Here is a 17,111-nt window from a genome sequence, read left to right on the forward strand (position 1 = left end):
CCTACCGCGAACGCCTCGCGCAGCAGCGTGGCGAAGTTGCGGATCAGCGGCGTCACCCCTTCGCGGCGCCATGCCAGCTGCACTTCCGAATGCGCACCGGCATCGGCCAGCGCCACGAAGCGCGCGCCTTCCACGCGGATGTGATCGCACGACGACGGCAGGATCGCCGCGCCCAGCCCGGCCGCGGCCAGGCTGATCAGGGTTGAGGCTTCACCCGCCTCCTGCACGATGCGCGGCGTGAAGCCCGCCGCCGCGCAGAGCGCAATCATGTGGTCGTGGATACCTGCACCGGCGCTGCGCCGGAACGCCACGAACGGCTCCTGTGCGAAGTCGCGCAGCGACAGCGTGCCCTGCTTCGAGAGCCGGTGCAGGGCCGGGTGGTCGGCATGCACGATCAACGCCAGCGGATCGACGAACAGGCTGTGCGCCACCAGTTCCGGTGGCAACGTGCGCTTGCGGATGATGCCCACGTCCAGGCTGCCATCGAGCAGCGCATCGATCTGCTGCAGGGTGTTCATCTCGCTCAGCTGCAACCGCACCTGCGGATACTGCTGGCGGTAATGCAGGATCGAACGCGGAATCTGCGGCGACAGCGGCGTGGCCCGGGTCAGCCCGATATGCAGCTCGCCCTGCTCGCCGCGCTGCGCGCGCTGCACCTCGTCCACCGCCGCTTCCACCTGCTGCACGATCGCGCGTGCCCGTTCCTGCAGCAACTGCCCGGCGGGCGTCAGCTGCACGCGGCGATGGCTGCGCACGAACAGGCGCGCTCCGATCAGTTCCTCCAGCTGGCGGATCTGCTGGCTGAGCGGCGGCTGCGACATACCCAACCGCTCCGCCGCCTGGCCGAAGTGCAGCGTATCGGCAACGGCGAGGAAGTAGCGCAGGTGGCGCAGTTCGATGGACATGGGCCCAGTGTATTCATCGTCAGCCGGAAATGAATCAGAGATGGGATCCGATCCCGTGCCGACCAACGGTCGGCACCCACCAACAGCAGCGACCAACTGTCAGAGGCGGGGCGGAGTGGGTGGGCAGGACCGTTGGCGCCATGGATGGCGCCATCGAGCCCCCATGGATGGGTTTACGGCGTGTCCTGCCCACCCACTCCGCCCCGCCATCCCACGGAATGCCCGCTGTTGCTGTTGAGGTTGCCGGCCAGCGGCCGGCACTACCCAAATACCCCTACCGCTCGGAATGCCCGCTCTGGTCGTAATCGCGCGGACTGAACAACTCCGGCTGGATCAGCTCGATGAACGCCCGCGCCTGCGCCGACAACGCCTTGCCCCGCCGCACGATCACCCCGTAGCTGCGCTCCGGGAACCAGCGCTTCATCGACCGCGCCGCCAGCCGCTCGTGGTCGGCTTCGTTCAGGCACAGCGCCGGCACGATCGAAATGCCCATTCCCATCGCCACGTACTGCTTGATCACCTCCCAGCCACCCACCTCCAGCGCCACGGTGTAGGCGATGCGGTGGCGCTGGAACACCTGGTCGACCAGGCGGTAGGTGATCTGCCGCTTCGGCGGCAGCACCAGCGGATGGCGCGCGATGTCGGCCAGCTCCAGCTCGCCGCCACTGGCCAGCGGATGGTCGTGCGGCGCGATCAGCACCTGTTCGAAGCGGTAAGCCGGGGCATAGCTGAGGTCGGCCGGCACATCGGTCATCGAACCGATCGCCAGGTCGGCGGCATCCACGCGCAGCAGGTCGGTGCCATCGGCACTGATCGCGTTGTGCAGGGTCAGGCGCACGTCCGGATGATGCATCCGGAAGCGCTCGACGATCTTCGGCAGCAGGTACAGGATGGTCGAACTGTTGGCAGCAATGTTCAGCTCGCCCGCATCCAGCCCGCGCACCTTGTCGCGGAAGCGCGCCTCCAGCCCGTCCAGGTTCTCCACCAGCGGCTGCGCCATTTCATACAGCAGCTGGCCCTCGCGGCTGGGCACCAGGCGCCGCCCGCTGCGCTCGAACAGCGGCACCCCCAGCTCCCGTTCCAAGGCCTGCAGCTGCAGGCTGATCGCCGGCTGGCTGACGAAAAGTGCCTCAGCCGCTCGTGAGACCGAACCCAGCCGCACCGTCTGGCAGAACGCGCGCAGCGGTTTCAACCGGTCAGATTTGTAGGAAAAACGCGGACTTGGCGAGGGGCGTGTGGTCATCGCGTCATAAGTATTAGCACAGTTTATGTAGAACATTGCAAAAACTGTTTTGCCAAATACTCGGCCCCGGCGGCACCGTGGAGACGTTCCCCCACTGCTGGAGTCGCCTCATGTCCGCCGTCGCTTCCGCTGTTCCCACCCCCGCTGCCAAGGCCACCCCCGGCATCGCCCTGGCGACCCGCGTGGCCGGCCAGGACACCGTGCTGCCGGCGCCGCTGCTGGCCCTGCTGGTGTCGCTGCACCGCGCGGTGGAACCGGGCCGACAGGCACGACTGCAGGCGCGCCGCGAACGCCAGGCGTTCTTCGACCAGGGCGGCCTGCCGGATTTCCGCGAAGACACCGCCGCGATCCGCAGCGGCGACTGGACCGTTGCCCCGCTGCCGGCCTCGCTGCAGGACCGCCGCGTCGAGATCACCGGCCCGACCGATCCGAAGATGGTCATCAACGCGCTGAACTCCGGCGCCAAGGTGTTCATGGCCGACTTCGAGGATTCGACCTCGCCGACCTGGCGCAACCTGCTGGCCGGGCAGCAGTCGCTGGCCGCCGCCGTGCGTGGTGACCTGGAATACACCGCTCCCAATGGAAAGCACTACCGCCTGCGCCCGTACGACGAGCAGGCGGTGCTGATCGTTCGCCCGCGTGGCTGGCACCTGGACGAGAAGCACGTGCGCATCGATGGCCAGTTCATCGCCGGCGGCCTGTTCGATGCGGCGGTGTTCGCGTTCCACAATGCGCGCGCGCTGCAGGCCAAGGACCGCGGCCCGTACTTCTACCTGCCCAAGCTCCAGAGCATGGAAGAGGCCGCGCTGTGGGAGACCGCGCTGTCGCACATCGAGGGCATGCTCGGCCTGCCGCACGGCCAGATCAAGGTGACCGTGCTGATCGAAACGCTGCCGGCGGTGTTCGAGATGGACGAGATCCTGCACGCGCTGCGCGACCGTATCGTCGGCCTGAACTGCGGGCGCTGGGACTACATCTTCTCCTACCTGAAGACCTTCCGCCGCCACGCCGACCGCGTGCTGCCCGAGCGCGGCCAGGTGACCATGACCCAGCCGTTCCTGAAGGCGTATTCGGAACTGCTGATCCAGACCTGCCACCGCCGCGGTGCGCATGCGATGGGCGGCATGGCCGCGCAGATCCCGATCAACAACGATGCGGCCGCCAACGAACAGGCGATGGCCCGCGTGCGCGCCGACAAGCTGCGCGAAGTGACCGCCGGCCACGACGGTACCTGGGTCGCGCATCCGGCGCTGATTGCGGTGGCGATGGCGATCTTCGACGAGCACATGCCTACCCCGAACCAGCACAGCGTGCTGCGCCAGGATGTGCGTGTCGGCCGCGACGAACTGATCGCCCGGCCGCCTGGCACCATCACCCGCGCCGGCTTCGAAGGCAACGTGGAAGTCTGCGTGCGTTACCTGGCCGCATGGCTGGATGGCAACGGCTGCGTGCCGATCCATCACCTGATGGAGGACGCGGCCACCGCCGAGATCAGCCGCAGCCAGCTGTGGCAGTGGCTGCACACGCCGGGCCAGCAACTGGACGACGGCACCGCGATCGACCTGGCCCTGCTCGATGCCACGCTGGCGCAGCTGCCGGCGCGGCTGGGCGATACCGCCGCGCTGCCCGGTGGCGCACGCATCGGCGAGGCCATCGCCCTGCTGGGCGAACTGAGCCGCAGCGACGAACTGACCGATTTCCTGACCCTGCCGGCCTACGCACGCATCGACTGATCGAGCGCCCGCGTTCCACCGCCGCTTCCCTCCCCGCTGCACGCACCAACCGAACTGGAGAAAGACATGAGCAAGCTGCCCACTGCCGAACAGATCCAGCACGACTGGGATACCAACCCGCGCTGGGAAGGCATCCAGCGCAACTACAGCGCCGCCGACGTGGTGCGCCTGCGCGGCACCGTGCACATCGAGCATTCGCTGGCCCGCCTGGGCGCGGAAAAGCTGTGGGCATCGCTGCATGAGCGCGAGTTCGTCAACGCGCTGGGTGCGCTGACCGGCAACCAGGCCATGCAGCAGGTCAAGGCCGGCCTGAAGGCGATCTACCTGTCCGGCTGGCAGGTGGCGGCCGACGCCAACCTGGCGGGGCAGATGTACCCGGACCAGTCGCTGTACCCGGCCGATTCGGTGCCGGCGGTGGTCAAGCGCATCAACAACACCCTGCTGCGCGCCGACCAGCTGCACCATGCCGAAGGCAAGGACGACATCGATTTCCTGCAGCCGATCGTGGCCGACGCCGAAGCCGGTTTCGGCGGCGTGCTCAACGCCTTCGAACTGATGAAGGCGATGATCGAGGCCGGTGCTGCAGGCGTGCACTTCGAAGACCAGCTGGCCTCGGTGAAGAAGTGCGGTCACATGGGCGGCAAGGTGCTGGTGCCGACCCGCGAGGCGATTGAAAAGCTCAACGCCGCGCGCCTGGCCGCCGACGTGCTGGGCGTGCCGACCCTGCTGGTGGCGCGCACCGATGCCGAAGCTGCCGATCTGCTGACCAGCGACATCGACGGCAACGACAAACCGTTCGCCACCGGCGAGCGCACCGTGGAAGGCTTCTACAAGACCCGCAATGGCCTGGACCAGGCGATCAGCCGCGGCCTGGCCTACGCACCCTACGCCGACCTGGTGTGGTGCGAGACCGGCAAGCCGGACCTGGAGTTCGCGCGCAAGTTCGCCGAGGCGATCCATGCGAAGTTCCCGGGCAAGCTGCTGGCCTACAACTGCTCGCCCAGCTTCAACTGGAAGAAGAACCTGGACGACGCGACCATTGCGAAGTTCCAGCGTGAACTGGGCAGCTACGGCTACAAGTTCCAGTTCATCACCCTGGCCGGTTTCCACGCGCTGAACTACGGCATGTTCAACCTGGCCCACGGCTATGCGCGTCGCCAGATGAGCGCCTTCGTCGAGCTGCAGGAAGCCGAGTTCGAAGCGGCCGAGCGTGGCTTCACCGCGGTCAAGCACCAGCGCGAGGTCGGCACCGGCTACTTCGACGCGGTGACCCAGGCGATCCAGCAGGGCCAGTCGTCGACCACCGCGCTGACCGGCTCGACCGAGGAAGAGCAGTTCCACGGCGGCCGCAGCGAGCGCGCGGCGTAATCGGTAGTGCCGGCCGCTGGCCGGCAACCACGTACCACAGGGAAGCCGGCCAGCGGCCGGCGCTACTGAAGCTTCGAAATCCGATCAGGGTGGCCAGGGAAGGGCCAGACAACGCCGGCCGGTCGGGGGACCTGCCGGCGTTGTTGTATCGGTGGAACAGCGGTGAACGCGGACAGCGTCAATCCGGCGCACCCCCTGCGCGGCAACTTGGCCGAAACCCTGTGAAGACGGCCATCGGATTGATCCGGCAGGACTTTTGGGCAGGTGACGGTGGCCAGAACGGGCCACCGCGCATCTTCACATCGGAGCAGCGCGCCGGAAGGTTCAAAATGAGATAGGGCGCACACTTTAAAGCGATGCTATGCTCCGCGGCTCACCAGGGGACGCTGGCGGCGGGTGCAGGGAATGACCGGCAGGGGTGCGGCCGAGAACAGTGATGTGACGTCAGGTATCGCCCGCGTGGCGATGGCCGAGATCGTGCACGCGCTGCTGTCCGATGCCGAGGTGACATTGTTCGCCAGATTCGCCCGCCCATGCAAGCTTCATGCCGGACAGTGGCTGTTCCAGCGGGGCCACCGTGGCGAACGCATGTATGTGATCCTCGAAGGCCAGATCGAACTGGACTTCGGCGAAGACCTGGTGATCAAGACCCTCGGCCAGCATGAGTTCTTCGGCGAACTGGGCCTGCTGGTGGGCGACCACCTGCGCAGTGCCAGCGCCCGCGCCCTGGCCGACTGTGAAGTGCTGGAACTGGGCCCGGCCGATTTCCATCGCCTGGTCGAATCCGATCCCGGCCTGGTCGCCTACTTCCTGCGCCGCACGATCATGCGCGTGCTGACCAACGAACAGGCCCTGATCAGCCAGCTGCGCCGGCGCAACCATGATCTGGAAACCGCGCTGGACAACCTGTACATCACCACCCATCAGTTGACCCATACGCGCGAGCTGGTGCGTACCGATGAACTGACCGGGCTGCACAACCGCCGCGGCCTGACCCTGTACCTGCAGGAATGCCGCACCGAGCAGGAAGGGCTGCCGCAGGCCTTGCTGCTGATCGACTGCGACCGCTTCAAGCAGATCAATGACCGCCATGGCCACCAGGCCGGCGACCGCGTGCTGCAGAGCATGGGCAACATCCTGCGCTCGATGGCCGGCGAGCAGGACCTGGCCTGCCGGCTCGGCGGCGACGAGTTCTGCCTGATCCTGCGCCGTGGCAACCACGAAATCGTCCAGCACGCGGCCGAGTTCATTCTGAGTGCGGTGCATGGCCTGCTGGAACGCAGCCATGGCACGCCGTACGTGAGCCTGGTCAGCATCGGCGCCAGCCTGCTGCCGCCGGATGCCGGCTGGAGCGAATGGTATGCCAGCGCGGATCGCGCGCTGTACCAGGCCAAGCGCGATGGCGGCAACTGCCTGCGCTGGGTGGATGATCTGGACGGCCCATAGGGAGAGGCAGGCAATGAATGGCGACAACGGAACGTCAGCCCCGCATAGCCCCCAGCTACGCGCCCTGTTGTTCACCGATCTGTGTGATTCGCTGCAGCTGGTCGAGCGGATCGGCGATGTGGCGGCCGCGAGCCTGTTCCAGGAACACGATCGGTTGGTGCTCGTGCTGCAGCACCGCTGGAACGGCCAGCTGATCGATCGCTCCGACGGATTGTTCATGCTGTTCGAGCGCGCCATCGATGCGCTGGGCTTCGCTCTGGACTACCAGCGCGAACTGCATGGGCTGGGCCAGCAGCGCTCGATTGAACTGCGTGCGCGTGCCGGCCTGCACGTGGGCGACGTGCTGACCTGGGACAACAGCCCCGAAGCGGTCCGCGCCGGCGCCAAGTCGATGGAAGTGGAAGGCCTGGCCAAGCCGATGGCGGCGCGCCTGATGATGCTGGCACGCCCGGGCCAGATCCTGTTGTCGGCCGTGGCCGAATCGCTGACCCACCGCGCCACCGAAGCACTCGGCGAGCGTGGCACGCGCCTGCTGTGGAAGTCGCACGGACGCTGGCGCTTCAAGGGTGTGCCGGTGGTGCAGGAAGTGATCGAAGTGGGCGAGATCGGGTCGGCGCCACTGCGCATGCCGCGCTCCAATGCCAAGGCACGCCGCGATCTTCCACTGTGGCGGCAGCCGGTGGTGCTGGCCGCCGAAGGCCTGGTGCTGGCAGTGCTGGTGCTGGGCGGCTGGCTGCTGCTGCGGCCGGAACCGGCGATCGCCTTCGCCGAGCGCGACTGGGTGGTGCTGGCCGATGTCGACAACCTGACCGGTGATCCGATCTTCGACGAGTCGATGCGGCACGCGATCCGGATCGCGCTGGAGCAGTCGCGGTACGTGAACGTGCTGTCCGAGGGCAAGATCCGCGAAAGCCTGGAGATGGCCCGGCTTTCGGGCGATACCCGGCTGAGCCGGGATACCGCAGTCGACGTGGCGGTGCGCGAAGGCGCGCGGGCCGTGCTGTTGCCGACCGTGCGGCAGAAGATCGGCGGCTACGAGCTGGCCATCGACGTCGCCGCACCGGGTAGCGGCCAGGTGATACAGACGTTCACCGCCACCGCGGATCGATCCGATCAGATGGTGTTCGCAGTGGACGACGTGGTCGGGCGCCTGCGCCGTGGCCTGGGCGAGTCGGTGGCGAGCCTGGAGCAGTCGTTGCCACTGCCGCGGGCTTCGACCCAGGACCTGCGCGCCCTGCGTGCGTTCGCGCTGGCCGAGAACGCACTGGGCCAGCGTCGCTTCGAGGAAGCACGCAACCTCTACCAGGCGGCGATCGATATCGATCCTGGCTTTGCCCTGGCCTACATGGGCGTGGCCAAGCTGCTGGCCCGCACCGCGCAGGTCCAGCAGGCGCGTGACGCGCTGGAGCACGCGCTGGCCCAGCAGCAGCGCCTGCCCGCGCGCGAGCGGCTGTACCTGAAGGGCTGGCAGGCCGAACTGGAACCCGGTGGCTGGCCGCTGGAGCAGTGGCGCGCACTGGCCAAGATCTACCCGGATTCATTTGCGGGACTGTCCAATACCTCCTGGGCGCTGCTGCAGGACAATCGCTTCACCGAGGCCGAGCCTTATGCGCGCGCGGCGACGGTGCCTCAGGACCCGTTGCGGCTGTATCCGATGATCCATCTGGCGCGGGCACAGTTGGGCGTTGGCCAGCCGCAGCAGGCAATGCGCACCTTGCATCAGGCACAGATGCTGCGCGGCAATGATGAGGCCGACGACCTGGAGGTGGACGTACTGGTTGCACAGGGCCTGGACGCACAGGCGCAGCAGGTGTTGATGCGGTTGCCGCGGGGGGATGACCTGCAGCAGCGCATGCGGCTGCGGGCGCACCTGCTGGTATCTGCGGAGCAGCGTGATTGCAGCAGCCTGCATGCCGCGGTTGCTGCGGATGGTCCAGCACCGGAGCTGATCGACTACCAGATCCATCAACGCCTGCAGCACGCTACGGTGACCACGCTGTGCACGCCCGGCGATGTGGAGGAGCTTGAATCCATCGCCGCCGTGCTGCGGCCGCTGCTGCGCAGGAACGACGATTCCGCCGTGGGCAGCCGCAGCCTGCAGCTGCTGGCCCTGACCTATCTGGCCCAGCGCCAGGGCCAGCATGCGCTGGCCGCAGAGTGGCTGCGCGACCATGGCGAACTGCTGGAGCGGCAGCGCAGCCCCGTGGTGGGCAAGTGGCGCCGCGTGGTGCTGGCGATGGCCGAGCTGGCACAACAACGACCGCAGGCGGCGCGCCATCTGCTCGAGCCCAGCTTTGATGGCAGCGAGCCGGTGCAGGCCCATGTCGTGCTGCTGCAGGCACTGCGTGCCGAGCAGGATGCTGCCGGCGTGCGCCGCGAACAGGCCTGGCTGGCCCGGCACCACGGCCAGGCCATTGCCGAGGTGGCGTCCATGCAGGTCTGGCAGCCCCTGAACGTGCACGACATCGCCACGGAGGCGACGTCGGTGCGGCTGCCGCGCTGATGCAGGCTCAGGCGTTGACGCGCTCGTCGATGCGGTCGGCTTCGAAACAGAATACCACCGTCATCGAAGCGGTCGAGGTGCTCAGGTACGCGTGCAGCGAATCGCGTGTGCGGCACAGCTCCTCGACCGACGCCAGGGTGCCGATCTTCATGCAGTCGTTTTCGCCGACAGCGCCGTCCAGGCCGATCGAGGCCAGCGCCTTGGCCGGCGAAGCGGTGAAGCGGCTGCGGAAGTCGTCGTTGCCGATCAGGTGGTCCAGCAGGGTGCTGGCGTCTTCGGCGGAAAGGCGGGGATGGGTGCTCATGGGGATCGTCCGTAGGTGGAGTTTCTCGTATCGGCCGCGACAGCCTGCCATTGAGGGCCATGGCGCGTTCATCGCTAAAGTTGGCCGCGCTGCGGTCGCTGCTGCTATGCCGGTTGTGCGGCAGAAGGAAGGAAACCCATGCGCCTGCGCCGCTGCGCCAGCCTGATGTTCGAACCCCGCGAGTCGGTCACCCTGGACCTGCGCGCGATGCTGACCGGCCACGCCGAGATGGACAGCCAGATCAGCTGGGTGGCCCTGGCCGCCCATCTGGACCAGCCACTGCCGGTGGATGCCGAGGAGCGCCAGCTGCTGGGCGAACTCAGCGCGCACCGCTGGAGCGAGCCACCGGCCGATGCCTCCCCGGCGATGCTGGCGCGCCTGGTTGAACAGGGCCTGCTGCTGACCGACCCGCCCAGCGAGGTGGGGCACCAGATGCGTGATGAGGCGCTGCGGCGCAGCCAGTGGTGGCCGCTGGCCGCTCTGGCCCATCGCCACGCGCGTTGGCAGGCCGTGGACAGCGTGGAGGACATGCGCAGGCAGGGGCTGGACACCGCCGCCGGCCTGCGCCAGCGGCTGGGGCCGCCGCCGCCGGTGGTGCAGCCCATGCAGGGCGATTACCAGCCGCTGCCGCGCAGCGACGAAGCCGCGTTCGACGCACTGCTGGCGCGGCGCACCACCTGCCGCAACTTCGACCCGCAGCGCGCGTTGCCGCTGCCGCTGCTGGCCCAGGTGCTGCAGCGCACGCTGATGGCGCACGCGGTGCAGAAGGTTGAGCGCGATACCGAGTTCCTGAAGAAGAACGTACCCTCCGGCGGTGGCCTGCATCCCACCGAGGGCTTCCTGCTGGTGCAGAACGTGGAGGGGCTGGCACCGGGCCTGTACCACTACCATCCCGTGCAGCACGCCGTGCTGCCCCTGCCTTCACCGCCGCCGCCGTCGCTGCCTGCGCTGGCGCGGCGGATGCTGTCCGGGCAGGAGTGGTTTGCCGATGCGCCGGCGCTGCTGGTGCTGGCGCCGCGTTATGACCGCTGCTTCTGGAAGTACCGCAACCATGCCAAGGCGCACCGTGCGGTGACGCTGGATGTTGGCCATATCTCGCAGCTGCTGTACCTGTGCGCGACCGAGCGCGGGCTGGCCGCATTCGTGACCGCGGCCATCAACGATGCCGATGTCGATCGCGCGTTCGGCTTCGATGGCATCGGCCAGAGCGCGATGGCCATCTGTGGCCTGGGCTGGCGCAGCGCCACGCTGGACACGGCGGAATTCGATCCCGCCGGACGCGTGTTGGCGGGCGACGACCGCTGAGCGGTCGCCGCCCCGGCGATCACGCCGCTTCGAAGTCCACCAGCACCGCGCCGTCGCCGACCTGGTCGCCGGCCTTGGCGCGGTAGCCCTTCACCGTGCCATCGGCCGGGGCCTGCAGGGTGTGTTCCATCTTCATCGCTTCCAGCACCACCAGCGGCGTTCCGCGCTTGACCTCGGTGCCGGCAGCGACCAGCGTGGCCACGATCCTGCCCGGCATCGGTGCCAGCAGGCTGCCGGCATCGGCCGCGGCGTGGTCCGATTCGCCCACCGGATCGTGCAGGGTAAAGCGGTGCTGGCCATCGGCACCGAACAGATACAGCTGGTCGCCTTCGCGCAGCGCCTGCAACGACCAGCGTCGGCCCTCCAGCTGCACGGTCATGCCCCGCGCATCGGCGGTGCCGGTCACCTGCACCGGCGCCGCGTCATCGCACTGCACGCGCCAGCCATCGGCCTGCGCCCACACCTTCAGGGTGTGCCGGCGCTCGCCCTGCTGCAGCGGCAGTACGCGTGGCGCCGAAGCACCCAGGCGCCAGCCGTCCTGCGCCTGCCACGGCGAATGCGGGTCGCGCGCATCGCAGCTGGCGCCTGCGGTGCAGGTCACGGCGGCCACCGCCGCCAGCATCCACAGCGCATCGCCGGTATCGCCCACGTGACCCAGCGCCGCCTGTTCGCGTTCGATCAGCGCGGTATCCAGCCTGGCGTTCGCGAACGAATCGGTGTTCACCAGCCGGCGCAGGAAGCCGGCATTGGTGGTCACGCCCACCACCTGGCAGTCGGCCAGGGCCTGGCTCATGCGGCGCAGCGCGGCATCGCGGTCCACGTCCCAGACGATCAGCTTGGCGATCATCGGGTCGTAGAACGGGGTGATGCTGTCGCCTTCCTCCACGCCGGTATCCACACGCACGTGCGCCGAAGGCGTCGGCAGGCGCAGGTGGCGCAGGGTGCCGGTGGAGGGCAGGAAGCCGCGGTCCGCATCTTCGGCATACAGGCGCGCTTCGATGGCATGGCCGTGGATCGCCAGCTGGTCCTGGCGCAGCGGCAGCGGCTGGCCAGCGGCCACGCGCAGCTGCCATTCCACCAGGTCGGTGCCGGTGATGTACTCGGTCACCGGGTGTTCCACCTGCAGGCGGGTGTTCATTTCCATGAAGTAGAAGTCGCCGTCCGGGCCGGCAATGAACTCCACGGTGCCGGCACCGACGTAGCCCACCGCACGCGCGGCATCCACCGCCGCCTGGCCCATCGCCGCGCGGCGTTCGGCGCTCATGCCCGGCGCCGGGGCTTCTTCCAGCACCTTCTGGTGGCGGCGCTGCACCGAGCAGTCGCGCTCGAACAGGTACACCGCCTCACCGTGGCTGTCGCCGAACACCTGGATCTCGATATGGCGCGGGCGCTCGACGTACTTCTCGACCAGCACGTGATCGTTGCCGAACGCCGAGGCCGCCTCGCGCTGGCAGCTGGCCAGCGCATCGACGAAGTCCTCGCTGCGTTCGACCTTGCGCATGCCCTTGCCGCCACCGCCGGCGCTGGCCTTGATCAGCACCGGGTAGCCGATGGCATCGGCCTGCGCGCGCAGGAACGCCGGTTCCTGCTGGTCGCCGTGGTAGCCCGGAGTGAGTGGCACGCCGGCCTTGGCCATCAGCGCCTTGGCCGCGCTCTTGTCACCCATCGCGCGGATCGCGCTGGCCGGCGGGCCGATGAAGGTGATGCCGGCGGCGGCGCAGGCATCGGCGAAGTCGGCGTTCTCGGACAGGAAGCCGTAGCCGGGGTGGATCGCCTGTGCGCCAGTGAGGCGTGCGGCGTCGAGAAGGGCATCGCTGAGCAGGTAGCTTTCGCGCGCGGCGGCCGGGCCGATGTGGATGGCTTCGTCGGCCAGGCGCACGTGGCGCGCGTTGCGGTCGGCATCGGAATACACCGCCACGGTGGCGATGCCGAGGCGGCGGCAGGTGGCGATGACGCGGCAGGCGATCTCGCCACGGTTGGCGATCAGGACTTTGGTGAACATGGCAACAGACTCTGTCATGGCACGGGTTACATGCGGAACACGCCGAAGCGCGTCTGCTGCGGGGCGGCGTTGAGGCTGGCCGACAGCGCCAGAGCGAGCACCCGGCGGGTGTCGGCCGGATCGATCACGCCGTCATCCCACAGCCGCGCGCTGGCGTAATAGGGGTGGCCCTGCTGTTCGAACTGCTCGCGAATCGGTGCCTTGAAGGCGTCTTCTTCCGCCGCCGGCCACTGCCCGCCCTTGGCTTCGATGCCATCGCGCTTGACCGTTGCCAGCACGCTGGCGGCCTGTTCGCCACCCATCACGCCAATGCGCGCGTTCGGCCACATCCACAGGAAGTTGGGCGAGTAAGCGCGGCCGCACATGCCGTAGTTGCCGGCGCCGAACGAACCACCGATGACCACGGTGAACTTGGGCACCTTGGCGCAGGCCACCGCCATCACCAGCTTGGCGCCGTCTTTTGCGATGCCGCCCTGTTCGTACTTGCGGCCGACCATGAAGCCGGTGATGTTCTGCAGGAATACCAGCGGGATGTTGCGCTGGGTGCACAGTTCGATGAAGTGCGCGCCCTTCAGCGCTGACTCCGAGAACAGGATGCCGTTGTTGGCGATGATGCCTATGGGGTAGCCGTTCAGATGTGCGAAGCCGGTCACCAGCGTGGCGCCGTAGCGCGGCTTGAACTCGTCGAAGCGCGAGCCGTCGACCAGGCGCGCGATCACTTCGCGCACGTCGTAGGGCTTGCGCGTGTCGGCGGGAATGACGCCGTACAGCTCGTGCGCCGGCAGCAGCGGTTCTTCCGGGGGCTGCACCGCCATCGCCGGTTCCGGCTTGCGCCAGTTCAACTGCGCGATGATCGCGCGCACCCGGGCCAGCGCCTGCAGATCGTTGTCGGCCATGTGGTCGGCCACGCCGGAAATGCGCGTGTGCACATCGGCACCGCCCAGTTCCTCGGCCGTCACCACTTCGCCAGTGGCCGCCTTCACCAGCGGCGGGCCGCCCAGGAAGATCGTGCCCTGTTCGCGCACGATAACCGTCTCGTCGCTCATCGCCGGCACATAGGCACCACCGGCGGTGCAGCTGCCCATCACGCAGGCGATCTGCGGGATGCCCTGCGCCGACAGATTGGCCTGGTTGTAGAAGATGCGGCCGAAATGGTCGCGGTCGGGGAACACCTCGTCCTGCAGCGGCAGGAAGGCGCCACCGGAATCGACCAGGTAGATGCACGGCAGGTGGTTCTGCTCGGCGATCTCCTGCGCGCGCAGGTGCTTCTTCACCGTCACCGGGTAGTAGGTGCCACCCTTCACCGTGGCGTCGTTGGCCACGATCACGCATTCCACGCCACTGACCCGGCCGATGCCGGCCACCACGCCCGCGGCGGGCACGGCATCGTCATACATGCCGTGCGCGGCCAGCGGCGCGATTTCCAGGAAGGCACTGCCCGGGTCGAGCAGCGCATCGATGCGGTCGCGCACCAGCAGCTTGCCGCGGGCAGTGTGCTTGGCACGCGCGGCCTCGTTGCCGCCCAGCGCGGTGCGCGCCAGCGTGGCATGCAGGTCATCGACCACGGCCTGCATGGCCGTGCGGTTGGCTTCAAACGTTTCGCTGCCCGGTTGCAGCTGGCTGTTGAGGACGGTCATCGCGGTGGCCTTACAGGGTGCGCTGGAACAGTTCGCGGCCGATCAGCATGCGGCGGATCTCCGAGGTGCCGGCGCCGATTTCATACAGCTTGGCGTCGCGCCACAAGCGGCCGGTCGGGTACTCGTTGATGTAGCCGTTGCCGCCCAGGATCTGGATCGCCTGGCCGGTCAGCCAGGTAGCCTTCTCGGCGGCGTACAGGATCGCACCGGCCGCGTCCTGGCGGGTGGTACGGCCCTGGTCGCAGGCGCGCGCCACGGCATAGACATAGGCGCGGCAGGCGCCCAGGCCCACGTACATGTCGGCGATCTTGGCCTGGATCAGCTGGAAGCTGCCGATCGGCTCGCCGAACTGGTGGCGCTCGTGCACGTACGGCATCACCACGTCCATGGCCGCGGCCATCAGGCCCAGCGGGCCACCGGAAAGAACCACGCGCTCGTAGTCCAGGCCGGACATCAGCACGCGCACGCCGCCACCGACCTGGCCCAGCACGTTCTCTTCGGGAATCTCGCAGTCCTGGAACACCAGCTCGCAGGTGGGCGAGGAGCGCATGCCCAGCTTGTCCAGCTTCTGCGCGGTGGAGAAGCCCTTCATGCCCTTCTCGACCAGGAACGCGGTGATGCCCTTGGCACCGGCCTCGATGTCGGTCTTGGCATAGACCACCAGCACGTCGGCGTCCGGGCCGTTGGTGATCCACATCTTGTTGCCGTTGAGCACGTAGCGGTCGCCACGCTTGTCGGCGCGCAGCTTCATCGACACCACGTCCGAACCGGCACCCGGCTCGCTCATCGCCAGCGCGCCGACCAGGCTGCCGTTGCACAGGCCGGGCAGGAAGCGCTGCTTCTGTTCTTCGCTGCCGTTCTTGCGCAGCTGGTTCACGCACAGGTTGGAGTGCGCGCCGTAGGACAGGCCGATGCCGCCAGAGGCGCGCGAGATTTCTTCCATCGCCACCACGTGGGCCAGGTAGCCCATGCCGGTGCCGCCGTATTCTTCTTCCACGGTCAGGCCCAGCAGGCCCTGTTCGCCCAGCTTCGGCCATAGTGCCAACGGGAACTGGTTGGTTGCATCGGCCTCGGCGGCCAGCGGCGCGACCTCGGCGGCGGCAAAATGGGCCACGCTCTGGCGCAGCAGGTCGATATCTTCGCCAAGATCGAAGTTCAGGGATGGCACGTGCATTGCGGTGGCTCCACGGCGGGACTGCAGGGAATGGACGCACCCGGCGGGGGAGCGGGCGACGGCCGGCAGGGCCGTCACCCGCACGGGCGATGGACCCCAGCGTAACGGGGTTCGGGAAAGAAGTGAACACAAATTCAAAAATTGAAACTAGAATCAAAACATGGCCTACAAACGCTCTGCACTGATGGAAGAACGCCTGGCCGGGGCCCGTGAACGGATCCTGCTGGCCACCCGCGAGCTGGTCGCCGCAGGCGGCTGGCGCAACGCCCCGGTAACCGCCGTGGCGACCCAGGCGGGGGTGTCCACCGGGTTGATCTACCGGCACTTCCCGTCCAAGGCCGACCTGTTCGTGGAGGTGCTCAACGCCGCCGTGGCCCACGAGGTCGCGATCATGGAGCGCATCGCCAGTGGCCCGGAGGTAGCCAGCGAGCGCCTGCGCCTGGCGATCACCGCCTTCGTCCGCCGCGCGCTGGCCGGGCCGGGGCTGGCCCATGCCTTCATCGTCGAGCCGGTCGATCCGGACGTGGAAGCCGAGCGCATGCGCGGCCGTCGCGCCTTTGGTGACGTGTTCCTGCGCCTGGTGGAAGAGGGCGTGGCAGCCGGTGAGCTGCCGGTGCAGGACGCGCACGTGGCCGCCGCCTGCCTGGTCGGCGCCTTCACCGAGGCGATGGTCGGCCCGACCGCACCCAGCCGCGAAGCGCACCGCGACGAGGACGCGCTGGTGGATGCGATCTGCAGCTTCTGCCTGCGCGCGATCGGCGCCCGGTAATCCGGTAGAGCCGGCCGCTGGCCGGCTTCTGTTGCTGGGGTCAGATCCCTTTTGCGTCGCAAAAGGGATCTGACCCCATCCCCCGACATGCTGCGCCGCACCAGCAGTGACGCCTGTTGTCGCACGCGAAGCGCGTTCTATACTCGGTCCATCACGCAGTCGCTCAGCCGTGGTCCAACGACTATCAGCCAGGGGTAACGAAGAGTGCGGAATTACGATCTGGAGTTCCTGAAACGCTTCTCCATGGTGATCGCGCTGCTGGCGACCATCACCCTCGGCCTCATCCTCCTTGCTGCCTATATCCACACCCGGATTCCGCCGGAGGTGTCGCCGACCGCGGCCAAGCGCACCGAGCAGCGCATTTCGCCTACCGGCGCGGTCTATGCCGGCAGCACCGGCGCCGCCGCGCAGGCAGCGGCCAAGGCTGCCGCGCTGGCCAAGGCCGCCTCGCAGGTCGCCTACGGCGGCACCAAGGACGGCAAGGTCATCTTCGACAACCTCTGCACCGCCTGCCACACCACCGGCGTGGGCATGGCACCGACGCTGGACCACTCGCACTGGGACAAGCGCATCGCGCAGGGCAAGGACACCCTCTACAAGCACGCCATCGAGGGCTACACCGGCCCGGACGGCGGCATCATGCCGCCCAAGGGCGGCAACCCGGCGCTGACCGAGGAACAGATCCACGCCACCGTGGACTGGATGCTGGGCAACCTGAAGTA

13 protein-coding genes are annotated in these 17,111 nt (G+C 68.0%); 7 read left to right on the forward strand and 6 right to left on the reverse strand.

The window, feature by feature from the left end; genetic code table 11:
- Together N7590_RS19375 and N7590_RS19380 are read right to left on the reverse strand one after the other, a co-directional pair.
- A partial coding sequence (locus tag N7590_RS19375; protein ID WP_164243005.1) for a LysR family transcriptional regulator occupies positions 1-905 on the reverse strand: 905 nt, incomplete at its 3' end.
- 274 nt (positions 906-1,179) lie between these two features.
- Complete coding sequence (locus N7590_RS19380) at positions 1,180-2,148, reverse strand: LysR family transcriptional regulator (protein ID WP_053511196.1); 969 nt, start codon at positions 2,146-2,148, stop codon at positions 1,180-1,182.
- Between the two features lie 110 nt (positions 2,149-2,258).
- On the opposite strand from N7590_RS19380, the gene aceB reads away from it, so the two are divergent.
- The 4 genes from aceB to N7590_RS19400 all read left to right on the forward strand — a co-directional run bounded on the left by aceB (position 2,259) and on the right by N7590_RS19400 (position 9,198).
- On the forward strand, positions 2,259-3,881 hold the full coding sequence (gene aceB, locus N7590_RS19385; RefSeq protein WP_053511194.1) for a malate synthase A: 1,623 nt from the start codon (positions 2,259-2,261) through the stop codon (positions 3,879-3,881).
- Positions 3,882-3,947: 66 nt separating this feature from the next.
- On the forward strand, positions 3,948-5,249 hold the full coding sequence (gene aceA, locus N7590_RS19390) for an isocitrate lyase (protein WP_004153647.1): 1,302 nt from the start codon (positions 3,948-3,950) through the stop codon (positions 5,247-5,249).
- A gap of 405 nt (positions 5,250-5,654) precedes the next feature.
- A complete protein-coding gene (locus tag N7590_RS19395; RefSeq protein ID WP_279935810.1) occupies positions 5,655-6,695 on the forward strand; it encodes a GGDEF domain-containing protein in 1,041 nt (346 codons plus the stop codon).
- Positions 6,696-6,708: 13 nt separating this feature from the next.
- Positions 6,709-9,198 (forward strand): putative peptide modification system cyclase, encoded by a 2,490-nt coding sequence (locus N7590_RS19400; RefSeq protein WP_164240602.1) that lies wholly within the window; start codon positions 6,709-6,711, stop codon positions 9,196-9,198.
- A 7-nt stretch (positions 9,199-9,205) separates the two neighbouring features.
- Here the strand turns inward: N7590_RS19400 and N7590_RS19405 are convergent, their stop codons facing one another.
- Positions 9,206-9,502 (reverse strand): NHLP-related RiPP peptide, encoded by a 297-nt coding sequence (locus N7590_RS19405; RefSeq protein WP_164240604.1) that lies wholly within the window; start codon positions 9,500-9,502, stop codon positions 9,206-9,208.
- A 138-nt stretch (positions 9,503-9,640) separates the two neighbouring features.
- Here N7590_RS19405 and N7590_RS19410 point away from each other — a divergent pair, with 138 nt between their 5' ends.
- Positions 9,641-10,807: a putative peptide maturation dehydrogenase gene (locus tag N7590_RS19410; protein WP_164240606.1), complete on the forward strand. Its 1,167-nt coding sequence runs from the start codon at positions 9,641-9,643 to the stop codon at positions 10,805-10,807.
- A 19-nt stretch (positions 10,808-10,826) separates the two neighbouring features.
- On the opposite strand, the gene N7590_RS19415 is transcribed toward N7590_RS19410, so the two are convergent.
- The 3 genes from N7590_RS19415 to N7590_RS19425 are packed head-to-tail and all read right to left on the reverse strand — an operon-like array spanning position 10,827 to position 15,620.
- Complete coding sequence (locus tag N7590_RS19415; RefSeq protein WP_164240608.1) at positions 10,827-12,809, reverse strand: acetyl/propionyl/methylcrotonyl-CoA carboxylase subunit alpha; 1,983 nt, start codon at positions 12,807-12,809, stop codon at positions 10,827-10,829.
- Positions 12,810-12,835: 26 nt separating this feature from the next.
- Positions 12,836-14,446, reverse strand: a complete 1,611-nt coding sequence (locus N7590_RS19420; RefSeq protein WP_164240610.1) for a carboxyl transferase domain-containing protein — start codon at positions 14,444-14,446, stop codon at positions 12,836-12,838.
- 10 nt (positions 14,447-14,456) lie between these two features.
- Positions 14,457-15,620, reverse strand: coding sequence for an isovaleryl-CoA dehydrogenase (locus tag N7590_RS19425; RefSeq protein ID WP_164087813.1), 1,164 nt, complete (start codon positions 15,618-15,620; stop codon positions 14,457-14,459).
- Positions 15,621-15,780: 160 nt separating this feature from the next.
- Between N7590_RS19425 and N7590_RS19430 the strand changes: the two genes are divergently transcribed.
- The gene (locus N7590_RS19430; RefSeq protein WP_008266880.1) at positions 15,781-16,389 is read left to right on the forward strand and encodes a TetR/AcrR family transcriptional regulator; all 609 of its coding nucleotides are present in this window, start codon (positions 15,781-15,783) and stop codon (positions 16,387-16,389) included.
- Between the two features lie 204 nt (positions 16,390-16,593).
- On the forward strand, positions 16,594-17,111 hold a 518-nt coding region (locus tag N7590_RS19435), incomplete at its 3' end, for a c-type cytochrome (RefSeq protein ID WP_005407662.1).

The organism is Stenotrophomonas sp. GD04024, from assembly GCF_029837545.1.
In the GTDB taxonomy this organism is placed as follows: Bacteria; Pseudomonadota; Gammaproteobacteria; order Xanthomonadales; family Xanthomonadaceae; genus Stenotrophomonas; species Stenotrophomonas forensis.

Bases quoted from the DNA above. Each gene is read 5' to 3' on its own strand.
- N7590_RS19420 (WP_164240610.1), bottom strand. From the start codon at position 14,446: ATGACCGTCCTCAACAGCCAGCTGCAACCGGGCAGCGAAACGTTTGAA.
- N7590_RS19380 (WP_053511196.1), bottom strand. From the start codon at position 2,148: ATGACCACACGCCCCTCGCCAAGTCCGCGTTTTTCCTACAAATCTGAC.
- N7590_RS19405 (WP_164240604.1), bottom strand. From the start codon at position 9,502: ATGAGCACCCATCCCCGCCTTTCCGCCGAAGACGCCAGCACCCTGCTG.
- N7590_RS19430 (WP_008266880.1), top strand. From the start codon at position 15,781: ATGGCCTACAAACGCTCTGCACTGATGGAAGAACGCCTGGCCGGGGCC.
- aceB (WP_053511194.1), top strand. From the start codon at position 2,259: ATGTCCGCCGTCGCTTCCGCTGTTCCCACCCCCGCTGCCAAGGCCACC.
- N7590_RS19410 (WP_164240606.1), top strand. From the start codon at position 9,641: ATGCGCCTGCGCCGCTGCGCCAGCCTGATGTTCGAACCCCGCGAGTCG.
- N7590_RS19425 (WP_164087813.1), bottom strand. From the start codon at position 15,620: ATGCACGTGCCATCCCTGAACTTCGATCTTGGCGAAGATATCGACCTG.
- aceA (WP_004153647.1), top strand. From the start codon at position 3,948: ATGAGCAAGCTGCCCACTGCCGAACAGATCCAGCACGACTGGGATACC.
- N7590_RS19395 (WP_279935810.1), top strand. From the start codon at position 5,655: ATGACCGGCAGGGGTGCGGCCGAGAACAGTGATGTGACGTCAGGTATC.
- N7590_RS19415 (WP_164240608.1), bottom strand. From the start codon at position 12,809: ATGTTCACCAAAGTCCTGATCGCCAACCGTGGCGAGATCGCCTGCCGC.
- N7590_RS19400 (WP_164240602.1), top strand. From the start codon at position 6,709: ATGAATGGCGACAACGGAACGTCAGCCCCGCATAGCCCCCAGCTACGC.